Below are 12,686 nucleotides of genomic sequence, written 5' to 3'. Positions count from 1 at the left end.
TGTTGATCCATGCAATCAACCATGCGCTGGCCGATCAATCCATTTATAGCTCAAGGAGCCATTCCAAGCTCAACGGTTCCCGATGCCTGCCAATTCGTTTCAATCTGCCGCCGGAAGACTTGCGGTCACACTTCTCATTGCCGCTGCCGGAGGAGCAACATTCAACCTGTTCGGGCTTCCCGCGGCCTGGCTGTCGGGAGCCATGGTCTTCGTTGCCATCGCAACGCTTGCGCGAGTGCCGACGCTCATGCCGGTCCCGCTGCGAGATGCGCTCTTCGTCATGATCGGCATCTCCATGGGGGCGGGTGTCCATCCCGATATCGTTGACCGGGTGGCGGAGTGGCCGGTGTCCATGGCCATGCTGATCGCTGTCATGGTGGCCGTTACGTTCGCGGGCTACGCGGTTCTGCACTACGGGGCAAAATGGTCCAGGGAAACGGCCTATTTCGGCGCCATTCCCGGTGCACTTTCCTATGTCATAGCTCTTGCCACCGAACGAGGAGCGGACCTTCCCCGCATCGCTTCCAGCCAGTCCTTGCGTCTGTTCGTTCTGGTGGCGGTGCTGCCTTTCGCCGTTGTGTCCTCCGCAGAACCGGCGGGCGGCGGCAGCGGCACGATTTATGTCTCCGGTCTCAAAGACTTCCTGATCGGGATACCGCTCTGCCTCGCGGCAAGCTGGCTTGCCATCAAGGCCAGAGTTCCAGGTGGCGGTCTGACAGGGGCGTTTTTCATGAGTGCCGGCCTCAATGCATCCGGTCTCTTGGTCCTTGTCCTGCCGGGTTACATCGTGCTGCCGTGTTTTGTCATGATGGGCGCTCACATCGGTTGCCGCTTTGCCTCCATGACACTGCGCCAGTTTCTCAGCGTGCTCGGCGCATCCATGGCCGCCTTTGCGGCGGCGTTCCTGACCTCGCTTGCCGGGGCGTGGATCGTTGCCGAACTGGTGGACATTCCCTTTGGCCAGGCCCTGCTTGCCTATGCGCCGGGCGGACTTGAGGTGATGACGCTGCTCGCATTCATGCTGGATCTCGACCCCGCCTTTGTGGCTGCGCACCAGATCGCCCGCTTTACCGGAATGGTGCTGCTGCTGCCTTTCATCACCGGACTTGTTCTGGGGCGTCGAAGCAACTGATCCTGCTTAGCGGTCCTGAGTGCGGAACAAAGAACCGCCGATCTGCAGGTTGAGTGATGCTTCTCAAGGGTGGATGAAGTGGAGCGTGTTGAAACTCTGGCGCCATTTGGCCACACGTCCTGACATCGCTGCCGGATCGTTCGACCGCAGCGCTTCGGCTATCATTTTTGCCAGCTCTGGCATGTCGACCGTCGTCATGCCCCAACGGACCAGTTCCGGTGTTCCGAACCTCAGGCCGTTCATGTCACCGGCGACGGGCGCTATCGGCAGTCCGATTCCGCATGCCAGAAACCCTGCCTGGCGAAGCTTCTTCGAAGCTGCCTGACCGCCGCCGAGGGCTGCCGCTTCCAGGGCAAACTGATGTGAAGCGGTTGTCCCCTTGGCGGTAGAGAACACCGGCATTCCCTCTGCTTCGAGAGCTGCGGCGAGCGCACCGGCGCTGGCGGCCATTTCGGCAGCGTAGGCCTTGCCGAAATCGCGCCAATCCAGAAGGGTGATGGCGAGCGCTGCAGACTTTGCAACGTCAAAGTTGGCTGTCAGACCCGGAAAGGCAATCTTGTCGAGCTTTCGGGCAAGATCCTGATCATTGCTGACGATCAGCCCGCCAGCGGGACCACCCAGGCTCTTGTAAGTGCTCATGGTCATGAGATGTGCGCCTTCCGACAGCGGATCGGAAAAGACGCCACCGGCAATCATGCCGCACTGATGGGCTGCATCGAACAGGACAAAGGCGCCGACTTCATCGGCGATGGCCCGAATTTCTTTTACCGGGTGCGGGAACAGGTTGAGGCTCATGCCGATGGTAATCAGCTTCGGCCGAACCTTCAGGGCCAGGGCGCGCAGACCTTCCAGATCGATTGTGTAGCCGTCGGCATCGACGGGTGCTTCGTGGATATCCAGGCCATAAAGACCGGCACACCCCGGCGCATGGTGAGTGACGTGGCCACCGACGGACGCAGGCGGTGCGATGATGGCGTCGCCCGGCTTTGTGGTTGCCATGAATGCATAAAGATTTGCCAGCGCGCCCGAGGCGACCCGGATTTCCGCATAAGCCGACTGGAAGATTTCGCAGGCAAGGTTCGCTGCGATCACCTCGATTTCCTCGATGGCTTCGAGGCCCATCTCATATTTGTCACCCGGATAGCCGAGCGAGGGACGGGACCCCATGCCGCTTGCCAGCAAGGCTTCGGCGCGCGGATTCATCACGTTGGTCGCGGGGTTGAGGTTGAAACAGTCTTTCTCGTGGATGGTCTTGTTGGCCTCGGCCAGCGCTTCGATGCGCGCGGCAATTGCTTCGGATCCGAGAGGCGAAGTTGCCTGGGTGATCTCGTCGATACGGGTGGCAGCCACAGCGGGGAGCCAGGGGCATTTGTCTTGCGCGGTCATGTCGGAACTCCGGTTCTATTTGGACAAAGTGTCCATCTCCGCTTGTGTTCGCGCAAATCAGATTTTAGAAATTCAAGGGCTAGAAAAAATAGGTCTTGTAGATGTCCGTAGCTCCTCCCGTCCCCAGACTGCCTTCGCTGAACGCACTGAGAGCGTTCGAAGCGTCCGCGCGCCTCGGTGGGTTTGCACAGGCTGCGGCGGAACTGCAGGTTACACCCGGAGCTGTGGCAGCGCAGATCAAGGCGCTGGAGCAGGAGATCGGCGCGGCCCTGTTCGTGCGGCATGCCAAGGGGGTCCGCCTGACGGCCACTGGTCACCGGGCACTGCCGGGTTTTGTCGCCGCATTCGACCAGCTTGGAACTGCAGTGCGCGACCTGAGGCGTGATGCTGCACCCGGCAGGATACACATCGCGGCCCTGCCGGCGCTGGCGCAGCTTTGGCTGGCCCCCAGACTGCCGCAGCTTCGCGAGAAGTTGCCGGAGATCGACATCTCGGTCACAGCCCTTGAAACACCGCCGAACCTGAAGCGGGTGCCATTCGATCTCTGCCTGTTCTACTGCGACAGCGTCCCGGACAACGGGATCGCGTTTTCGGGCGACGAATTGCTGCCGGTCTGCACACCGGCGCTTGCAAAGGCGCTCAAGCAGCCTGGTGATCTGAAAGAGGCGGTTTGTCTGACGGACACGGCCTGGGCAGACGATTGGCGAATATGGGCGGATGAAGCTATGCCGGGCGAGGGGTTTGCGCCACGCGGACCTGTCTTCTCGCTTTATGCTCTTGCGGTCGAAGAAGCACTGAACGGCGCAGGCGTACTGATGGCGCATCGCTCACTTGTCGTAGATCAGCTTGCCGCCGGCACCCTGGTGGCGCCTCTTGCAGCAGTTGTCCCGCTACAGCGTCAGATCTGCCTGTGGACCCTTCCGGCAAGCCGGGGCAAAGGTGCGGCCGGTCAGGTGCTGCAGGCCTTGCGTCAGATGGGCTAGGTGCCTGAAAGGCTGTTCCCGTTTCAAGTGCGCCGGGTCTTCGCCTTGTTGCCGCGCCACAGGATGAACAGTCCCGATCCGACGATGACGGTGCAGCCAACCAGCATCTGCGCGTCGATCCGCTCGTTGAACCAGACGGCACCGAGCAGGACGCCGAACAGCAGCCGCGAATAGCGGAACGGTGTGACGGTGGCGATTTCTCCGGTGCGCATGGCCTTCATCAGGGCGCTATAGGCAAAGACACCACAGAAGACTGCGGTTCCAAGGGCGAGAAGGGCGGTTGTGTCAGGCACCACGAAGGCGGACCTGTCCCAAAGACCATAGACAAGACCGGCGATTATGATCGTCAGGAAACCGTAGAACCCGAGGATATTGGTGCTGAGGGTTGCCGGAGCAGCGCGGCTGGCAAGGTCGCGGCCGGAGAAGCCAAGCATGCCGATGACGGCCAGGATCGATAGCAAAGAAAAGCTGTCGCTGGTCGGTCGGAGCACGATCAGGACGCCCACAAGGCCGATAAAGATTGCTGTCCACCTGCGCCAGCCGACCTTTTCGCCAAAGAACAGGGAAGCGCCCAGCACAACGAATATCGGTGTTGCCTGGAGAATGGCGGTGGTCGAGGAGAGCGGCGTCAGGGCCAACGCCAGAACATAGAACAACCGGCCGACCAGTTCGAAGGCGAAGCGAACTCGCATGACAGGCGAGAAAACGTCCCGGTTGAGAACTTTCTCGCCCGTGACAGTGGCAAGTCCGAAGAAGGCAATGGTTCCACCGACGCCGAACAGCACCAAGATTTCCGCCACGGGCAACTGTGCCGCAGCCTGCTTCACGAAGGCATCTTCCAATGCGAAGGCGGCCATCGCAGCCACCATCCAGAGGCTGCCGATGATATTGGGATGGAGGCTTGCGCCATTTTGAGATGCAGCGTTCAAGCGAGGGGTCCCGTGTCGAGGTGGAAGGTCGTCAGCGGCAGATCAGGGGCCATCGGACGCGCCAGAAAGCAACGCCCTTCAGCGGAGGGAAGAACGGCGTAACACGTTTCCCGGTCCTTGGCTTCGGAAAACCGCAAGGCCGGCGGATGAGCAAGGGGGCCAGGACGTTGCCGCAAACCGGCCTACGTCCTTCAGGCGGGCGTCACATCCCTTTCACGGCGTGCCTTCATCTTGCCCGCGACAATTTACGCAATGCAATCTGACCTTTGGAGGCTGTTCCGACATCGCCAATTGCTGGCATGTTGATATGAATCAACGCGGCATTTTCAGAGTCGTGTGCATGGTCGTGCCATCGTTGGCACCTTGTAACGATTTCAAGACTGGGGCGCTAAAATGGCACAAAACAAGGCCAAAATGATCTCGCTCGAGGAAGGCGGCTTCGCCATCTTCCTTGTGCTGCTTGCGTTTGCCTGCATCATCGTGGCAGGCAAGACATTCGATCAGGTCATGGCATTCCACGCTGGCATAGGCGCATTGTTCGCCGCCGTCAGCGTGTTTCTGATTTTCAAGAACTACTTCGACGACGGCGGGGAAGTGATTCCGGCCGAAATCGACGGCAAACCAAACTACAACATCGGACCGATCAAATTCGGTGCGGTCGCGGCAATGTTCTGGGGCATTGCCGGTTTCACGGTCGGTTTGATCATCGCTCTTCAGCTGGCCTGGCCTGCGCTGAACTTTGATTTGCCGTGGACCAATTTCGGGCGCCTGCGTCCGCTGCACACCTCCGCGGTGATTTTCGCCTTCGGCGGCAACGTGCTGCTGGCAACGTCCATGTATGTGGTCCAGCGCACCTGCCGTGTGCGCATGCCCGGCAAGGTCCTGCCCTGGTTCGTGATCCTGGGTTACAACGCCTTCATCGTGATCGCGGGAACGGGTTATCTGCTCGGCGCGACACAGAGCAAGGAATATGCCGAGCCGGAATGGTATGCCGACCTGTGGCTGACCATCGTCTGGGTGGCCTACCTGCTGCTGTTCCTGGGCACGCTCTGGAAGCGCAAGGAACCGCATATCTACGTGGCCAACTGGTTTTATCTGGCGTTCATCGTCACGATTGCCATGCTGCACATCACCAACAACCTGACCATTCCGGTCTCGATCTACTCGACCAAGTCCTACATCGTCTGGTCGGGCGTTCAGGACGCCATGGTGCAGTGGTGGTACGGCCATAACGCGGTGGGCTTCTTCCTGACCGCCGGCTTCCTTGCCATCATGTACTACTTCATCCCGAAGCGCGCGGAGCGGCCGGTCTATTCCTACCGTCTTTCCATCGTGCACTTCTGGGCGCTGATCTTCATCTACATCTGGGCAGGTCCGCACCACCTTCACTACACGGCTCTGCCGCAGTGGGCGTCTACGCTGGGTGCAACCTTCTCCATCATCCTGTGGATGCCGTCCTGGGGTGGCATGATCAACGGCCTGATGACGCTTTCGGGTGCATGGGACAAGCTGCGGACCGACCCGGTTCTGCGCATGATGGTGGTTTCGGTCGCCTTCTACGGCATGTCCACCTTTGAAGGTCCGCTGATGTCGCTGCGCTCGGTCAACTCCCTGTCGCACTACACCGACTGGACCATCGGTCACGTGCACTCCGGTGCCCTGGGCTGGGTTGGCTACATCTCGTTCGGCGCGATCTACTGCCTGATCCCGTGGCTCTGGAGCAAGCGTCAGCTGTATTCGCTGAAGCTCGTGAACCTGCACTTCTGGCTGTCCACGATCGGTATCGTTCTCTACATCACCGCGATGTGGGTGTCCGGTATCATGCAGGGCCTGATGTGGCGCGCCTACGACCAGCTCGGCTTCCTGGAGTACTCCTTCGTGGAAACCGTCGAGGCGATGCATCCCTTCTACATCATCCGTGCTCTTGGCGGTGCGCTCTTCGTGCTCGGCGCCGTGATCATGGCCTACAATCTCTGGATGACCGTCCGTCACGGCGAGGCTGAAGAAGCCGATGCCACGCCGGCTGGCTCCCTGGCTCCGGCCGAATAAGGGAGGGACAGACTATGTCTGCATGGAAAAAACACGAAGTCTTTGAAAAGAACTCCTTCGTTCTCTTGATCGGCATTCTGGTCATGGTCGCCATCGGCGGCCTGGTCGAGATCGCTCCACTCTTCTATCTGAAGAGCACGATCGAAAAGACCGAAGGCGTGCGGCCCTATACGCCGCTCGAACTGGCCGGACGCAATATCTACATCCGCGAAGGCTGCTATCTGTGCCACTCGCAGATGGTGCGTCCGATGCGCGATGAAATGGAACGCTACGGTCATTTCTCGCTGGCTGCGGAATCGATGTACGATCATCCGTTCCAGTGGGGGTCCAAGCGTACCGGTCCGGATCTGGCCCGCGTCGGCGGCAAATACTCCGACGACTGGCATGTGGAGCACCTGAAGGACCCGCGCGCGCTGGTTCCAGCGTCCATCATGCCCGGCTATCCGTTCCTGGCTGAAAACCGCCTCAACACCCGGGACATCGAGTCTCACCTGACGGTCAACACCGTGATCGGCGTGCCTTATACCGAAGAGCAGATCGCAAATGCCGCATCTGACATCCTCGGTCAGGCGAGACCGGACACGGAAGCGGCGGATGGCTTCGAGGAGCGCTGGCCGAATGCCACGATCCGCGATTTCGACGGCAACCCGAGGGAAGTGACCGAGATGGACGCGCTTGTCGCCTATCTCCAGGTGCTGGGTACCATGGTCGATTTCTCGATCTATGACGACAAGGCAAACGCGAGGTAAGGGCGATGAACGAGACATACTCAGCATTCGCAGGCTTCGCACAAACCTGGGGCCTACTCTACTTCATGATCCTGTTTGGCGTCGTTCTGGCCTACGCATTGTGGCCGAAGAACCGGAAAAAGTTCGACGACGCTGCTCAAATCCCGTTTCGGGAGGACTGATCCATGGCAGACACACATAACAAGGAAGTCGACCAGATCTCCGGGGTCGAAACCACCGGCCACGAATGGGACGGTCTGAAAGAACTGAACAATCCTCTGCCGAAATGGTGGCTGTATCTGTTCTACGCCTGCATTGTCTGGGCGGTGATCTACTGGGTTCTCTACCCGTCCTGGCCGCTGGTCTCCAGCTACACCACCGGTGTACTGGGTGCCAACCAGCGGACCGAGGCGATCGCTGCCTACGACAAGGGGATCTCCGACCGGTCGGTCTTTGCCGACAAGATCGTGGCAGCCTCGCTTGAGGACATCTCCACCGATCAGGAGCTGCTGCAATTTGCCCGGGCCAACGGCCAGGCAGCTTTCGGTGACAACTGTGCACCGTGCCACGGTTCCGGCGGCACGGGTGCGGAAGGTTATCCGAACCTGCAGGACGACACCTGGATCTGGGGTGGCACGCTGGATGACATCCACACCACGCTGGAATTCGGTATCAGGTCCGGTCATGACGAAGCACGCATCGGCGAAATGCCAGCCTTCGGCCGTGATGAGCTGTTGAGCCGCGAGGAGATCAATCAGGTTGCCAACTTCGTCGCATCCCGCGCGGGACTTGAGACCGACGAAGGCGTCGATCTGGCAGCGGGGCAGACCGTCTATGACGACAACTGCGCAGCCTGCCACGGCGAAGACCTGAAGGGCATTCAGGATGTCGGTGCGCCGAGCCTGCTGTCTGCCAACTACCTCTATGGCAAGTCGCTGGACGCCATCAAGGCGCAGATCAACAATCCGCGCAACGGCGTGATGCCGGCCTGGGTCGATCGTCTCGATCCGGCGACCATCAAGTCGCTGACGGTCTACGTCCACTCCTTCGGGGGCGGGCAGTAGAACTTGCGGATCTGGTGCGACAAATGCGCCAGATAGCCTGAACGATTTGATCCGGCGCAAAGTGTGACGCTTTGCGCCGGTTTATTTTGAGCACTCGCTGCTAATGGTGGGTGGCGAATGATTTTCCAAAGATCCTATTGGGGCAGGATCGCGTTGAAGAGGACGGACGGTATGTCTACGGACACCGAGACGCATGAGGGCGCGCAATCCGATGAATGGTTTGCATCAGCCAAAAAGATCTATCCCATGGCGACGCACGGCCTGTTCCGCAGGATCAAGTGGGCGCTGCTGTTCATCACGCTGGGCATCTATTATTTCCTGCCTTTCATCCGGTATGACCGCGGCCCGGATGCTCCAAGCCAGGCTGTTCTTGTCGATATGGAAGGCAGCAGGGCCTATTTCTTTTTCATCGAGATCTGGCCGCAGGAAGTTTACTACCTCACCGGTCTCCTGATTCTTGCAGCGCTGGTACTGTTCCTGATGAACGCGGTCGCAGGACGCGTCTGGTGCGGCTATCTGTGCCCGCAGACGGTCTGGACGGACCTGTTCCTCTGGGTCGAGCGCAAGGTGGAAGGCGACCGGCGCGAGCGCATCGCGCTGGACAAGGACCCCTGGACCTTCGACAAGGTCCGCAAGCGCGTGACAAAGCATTTCCTGTGGCTGATGATCGCCTGGTGGACGGGCGGTGCGTGGGTGCTTTACTTCAACGACGCACCGACCCTGGTATGGGAACTCCTGACCTTCCAGGCACCGATGATTGCCTATGTCTGGATCGCCATCCTGACCACGACGACCTATCTCCTGGCAGGCTTCATGCGGGAGCAGGTGTGCATCTACATGTGCCCATGGCCGCGCATCCAGGCCGCCATGACCGACGAGAAGGCCCTCAACGTCACCTATCGCTGGGACAGGGGCGAGCCGCGCGGTTCCCTGAAGCAAAACAAGAAACTTGCCGACCAGGGCATGCCCGCCGGCGATTGCGTGGACTGCTACCAGTGCTTCCAGGTCTGCCCGACCGGTGTCGACATCCGCAAGGGAATGCAGCTCGACTGCATCCAGTGCGGCCTGTGCATCGATGCCTGCGACAACGTCATGGAAAAGATCGGCAAGCCGAAGGGACTGATCGGCTACGATACGGACGAAAACATCCAGCGCCGCCTGGAAGGCAAGGAATCGGTCTACGAGATCGTCCGCGTCCGAACGGTCATTTATGTGGGCATCATTGCCGTGGTCTGCGGCATCATGCTGTTCGCACTGCTCAATCGTGATTTCGCCGATATCAGCGTTCTGCATGACAGGAACCCGGTGTTCGTCGAGCAGTCGGACGGGTCCGTGCGCAACGGCTATACTGTGCGTCTGTCGAACAAACGACGCCACGAGCGCCATTTCATGCTGCATGTGGAAGGCATGCCGGCCAACACGATGGTGGAAGCCGTCGGTACGGAGGACACCTTCGCCGGCCGTCCGATCATCTCTGTCGGTCCTGACACGACCCGGGAAGTCCGTATTCTCGTGACTTCGCCGCCCTGGGCAAAGATGCCACATTCGACGCCGGTCACCTTCCGGATCACCGAAAGCGTCATGGGCGAAGTGGTCACAGCCAAAGACACGTTCAAGGCACCGGAAAAACCTTGAGGAGCAAAGAATGACGATGGTTCAATCGAACATGAAAGATCCCAAGGCGATCACCGGAAAGACGGTCCTGGTCTGGCTTCTTGCCTTCTTTGGCGTGATCTTTACCGCCAACGCCGTGTTCATCTATCTCGCGCTCGGGTCTTTCCCGGGCGTGGTGGTGGAAAGTTCCTATGAAGCCGGACAGGCCTACAACGAGGAAATCGCGGCCGCCAAGGCTCAGGCAGACCTGAACTGGCAGGTCTCGACCGAATTTACCCGCACCAGCAGTGCGGATGGCAAGCTGGTCGTCACGGCCAACGACGCGCAGGGAACGCCGCTTTACGGGGTGGTCCTTCATGCTCTTTTGCGCAATCCGGTTCATGACGACGCCGACGTGAAGGTCGATTTCACGGCTGACGGCGGTGGGCGCTATGTCGGCACAGTCGAGAACCTTGCCGACGGCAACTGGACACTCATCCTGGAAATCGAACAGGATGGCGAACGGAAATTCCGGTCCGAGAACCGGATCTTCGTCAAGAACTGAGGCACGTACCGTGACGGTCCATCAGCGTGATTGGCAGGCATTCGTGACGCCGGGCGAAGACGGTGCGGTCCACATGGACCTTGCCGTCGACGGCATCACCTGCGCTGCCTGCATGGGAGACATCGAGCGAGGTCTGAAACGGCTTCCGGGCATCCGGACGGCACGCGTCAACCTGACCAGCCAGCGGCTCGCCGTCGACTGGTCGGAAGACCAGACCGGGGCTGACGAGATCGTCGCCGAGCTGGAACGTCTCGGATACAAGGCCCACCCGTTTGATCCGGCAAGCCAGAAGGAGCGTCAGGACAAGACCGGCAAACAATTGCTGCGCTGCCTGGCGGTTTCCGGCTTTGCCGGCATGAACATCATGCTGCTGTCCGTTTCCGTGTGGTCGGGCAATGCCACCGACATCACCCCGGAAACCCGGGATTTCTTCCACTGGCTGTCTGCGCTGATTGCTTTGCCGACGGTTGCCTACTCCGGGCGGCCGTTCTTTCGTAGCGCCTTCAACGCCCTGGCTGCCGGCCGATTGAACATGGATGTGCCGATCGTGATCGGCGTGACACTGGCGGTTGCCCTGTCGGTCGTCCAGACCATCCAGCACCAGCATCACGCCTATTTCGAATCTGCCGTCATGCTGTTGTTCTTCCTGCTGGTCGGACGGTATCTCGACCACAACATGCGGGGGCGGACGCGGTCTTTTGCAGAGAACATCGCCGCTCTGAAGGCCGAAGTTGCTGCACTGATCCATCCCGACGGTGCTGTCCGCGAAGTTCCGCTTTCAAAAATCGCCGCAGGTGACCTGGTTCTGGTATCGGGCGGCGAGCGGGTGCCGGTGGATGGTGTGGTTGAAACCGGTGTTTCCGAGATCGACCAGAGCCTTGTGACCGGTGAAAGCGTGCTGGTGCCGGTTGCGGCCGGTCAACGGGTCTATGCCGGTACCTTAAACGGAGCAGGGGTGTTGCAGGTCCGGGTTCAGGCTGCTTCCGGCGCGACGTTGCTGGATGAGGTCAACCGCCTGCTGGAAGCTGCATCCCAGGCCAAATCCAAATACGTGCGCATTGCAGACCGAGCCGCCCGCCTTTATGCGCCCCTGGTGCATGGCGCGGCTGCGCTGACATTTCTTGGCTGGTTGCTGGCCGGGCTCGACTGGCAGCCAGCCCTGATCATCGCCATTTCCGTCTTGATCATCACCTGTCCCTGCGCGCTCGGTTTGGCGGTTCCTGCTGTGCAGGTGGTGGCATCCGGGCAGCTCTTCCGGTGTGGAATCCTGCTCAATTCGGGCGATGCCATCGAACGATTGTCGGATATCGACACCATCCTGTTCGACAAGACCGGTACGCTGACGCTTACCGAGCCGGATCTGTGTAGCTCCATCGATCCAGATGACGAAACGCTTGCGCTGGCCGGACGCCTTGCCCTGGCAAGTCGGCATCCCTTGTCGGCAGCCCTGGTCAAGGCAACAGGAGCGCTGCAGCCTCTGCCGGACGTCAGCGAGACATCCGGGGCGGGGCTTGAAACCCTGGTTGCCGGACAGCGTCTGCGGCTTGGCAGCCCGCTGTTCTGCGAAGCATCCGACGAACAGGTCGAGGCAGCACTGCAGTCGAACCCGGGTGCCTCTCTGCTTGCTATCCGCTTTGGCGCGGATCCTGCCCGCCTGTTGGCCTTCCGGCAACGGCTGCGGCCGGATGCCAGGGCGGTGATCGATCAGTTAAAATCAGCCGGCTACGCGCTTGAAATTGTCTCCGGGGATACGAAACCTGCTGTGGCCGATTGCGCGGCTGTGCTGGGTGTATCGGACTGGCGGTCGGGCATGAAGCCGGCCCAGAAAATTGCACGTCTCGAAGAACTCCAGGCCAGTGGCCGCAAGGTCCTGATGGTTGGCGATGGCCTGAATGATGCACCGGCGCTGGCCGGGGCGCATGTCTCGTTGTCGCCTGTCTCTGCCGTGCATCTCAGTCAGGCCGCTGCAGACGCCGTTTTTCTCGGTGACAAATTGCAGCCGGTGGCCGATGCGCTCAGGCTGTCGAAACGGGCAAGGGCGGCAATCGAGCAGAACCTCTGGATTTCGGTCGTCTACAACATCATTGCCGTGCCCATTGCCGTGGCCGGTTTCGTCACACCTTTGATGGCGGCAGCAGCGATGTCCGCATCGTCGCTGGCAGTTACCGCAAACGCGCTCAAGCTGCGCTGGGGAGAGGGCGGCAGGGACGCAGGAGCGAACGCACCCGCAGTGCGACGGCAACAGGCTGCTGAATGA

The 12,686-nt window shown here is 60.2% G+C and carries 11 protein-coding genes; 9 read left to right on the top strand and 2 right to left on the bottom strand.

Annotated features, from left to right (window positions below):
- The first annotated feature begins 82 nt into the window (after positions 1-82).
- Positions 83-1,132 carry an AbrB family transcriptional regulator gene (locus HCG46_RS09615; RefSeq protein ID WP_168685967.1) on the top strand — a complete coding sequence of 350 codons (1,050 nt, stop codon included), beginning with the start codon at positions 83-85 and terminating at the stop codon, positions 1,130-1,132.
- A gap of 63 nt (positions 1,133-1,195) precedes the next feature.
- On the opposite strand, the gene HCG46_RS09610 is transcribed toward HCG46_RS09615, so the two are convergent.
- Positions 1,196-2,518 (bottom strand): aminotransferase class I/II-fold pyridoxal phosphate-dependent enzyme, encoded by a 1,323-nt coding sequence (locus tag HCG46_RS09610; protein ID WP_168685965.1) that lies wholly within the window; start codon positions 2,516-2,518, stop codon positions 1,196-1,198.
- 101 nt (positions 2,519-2,619) lie between these two features.
- On the opposite strand from HCG46_RS09610, the gene HCG46_RS09605 reads away from it, so the two are divergent.
- On the top strand, positions 2,620-3,501 hold the full coding sequence (locus tag HCG46_RS09605; protein WP_168685963.1) for a LysR family transcriptional regulator: 882 nt from the start codon (positions 2,620-2,622) through the stop codon (positions 3,499-3,501).
- 23 nt (positions 3,502-3,524) lie between these two features.
- Here the strand turns inward: HCG46_RS09605 and HCG46_RS09600 are convergent, their stop codons facing one another.
- Positions 3,525-4,430 (bottom strand): DMT family transporter, encoded by a 906-nt coding sequence (locus tag HCG46_RS09600; RefSeq protein WP_286185237.1) that lies wholly within the window; start codon positions 4,428-4,430, stop codon positions 3,525-3,527.
- 393 nt (positions 4,431-4,823) lie between these two features.
- On the opposite strand from HCG46_RS09600, the gene ccoN reads away from it, so the two are divergent.
- The 7 genes from ccoN (at position 4,824) to HCG46_RS09565 (ending at position 12,686) form a co-directional block, all read left to right on the top strand.
- Positions 4,824-6,479: a cytochrome-c oxidase, cbb3-type subunit I gene (ccoN, locus tag HCG46_RS09595; RefSeq protein ID WP_168685961.1), complete on the top strand. Its 1,656-nt coding sequence runs from the start codon at positions 4,824-4,826 to the stop codon at positions 6,477-6,479.
- A gap of 14 nt (positions 6,480-6,493) precedes the next feature.
- On the top strand, positions 6,494-7,228 hold the full coding sequence (gene ccoO / locus HCG46_RS09590; RefSeq protein ID WP_023001743.1) for a cytochrome-c oxidase, cbb3-type subunit II: 735 nt from the start codon (positions 6,494-6,496) through the stop codon (positions 7,226-7,228).
- A 5-nt stretch (positions 7,229-7,233) separates the two neighbouring features.
- Positions 7,234-7,389 carry a cbb3-type cytochrome c oxidase subunit 3 gene (locus HCG46_RS09585; protein ID WP_006933670.1) on the top strand — a complete coding sequence of 52 codons (156 nt, stop codon included), beginning with the start codon at positions 7,234-7,236 and terminating at the stop codon, positions 7,387-7,389.
- A gap of 3 nt (positions 7,390-7,392) precedes the next feature.
- Positions 7,393-8,271, top strand: a complete 879-nt coding sequence (ccoP, locus tag HCG46_RS09580) for a cytochrome-c oxidase, cbb3-type subunit III (protein WP_168685959.1) — start codon at positions 7,393-7,395, stop codon at positions 8,269-8,271.
- A gap of 171 nt (positions 8,272-8,442) precedes the next feature.
- Positions 8,443-9,906 (top strand): cytochrome c oxidase accessory protein CcoG, encoded by a 1,464-nt coding sequence (gene ccoG, locus HCG46_RS09575; protein ID WP_187306591.1) that lies wholly within the window; start codon positions 8,443-8,445, stop codon positions 9,904-9,906.
- Positions 9,907-9,916: 10 nt separating this feature from the next.
- On the top strand, positions 9,917-10,429 hold the full coding sequence (locus HCG46_RS09570) for a FixH family protein (protein WP_055658177.1): 513 nt from the start codon (positions 9,917-9,919) through the stop codon (positions 10,427-10,429).
- A 10-nt stretch (positions 10,430-10,439) separates the two neighbouring features.
- Positions 10,440-12,686, top strand: coding sequence for a heavy metal translocating P-type ATPase (locus tag HCG46_RS09565; protein WP_168685957.1), 2,247 nt, complete (start codon positions 10,440-10,442; stop codon positions 12,684-12,686).

The organism is Labrenzia sp. PO1 (assembly GCF_012273635.1).
Lineage (GTDB): Bacteria > Pseudomonadota > Alphaproteobacteria > Rhizobiales > Stappiaceae > Roseibium > Roseibium algicola.
Note: the sequence above shows the minus strand (reverse complement) of the source record. Positions and strands in the feature narration are given on the sequence as shown.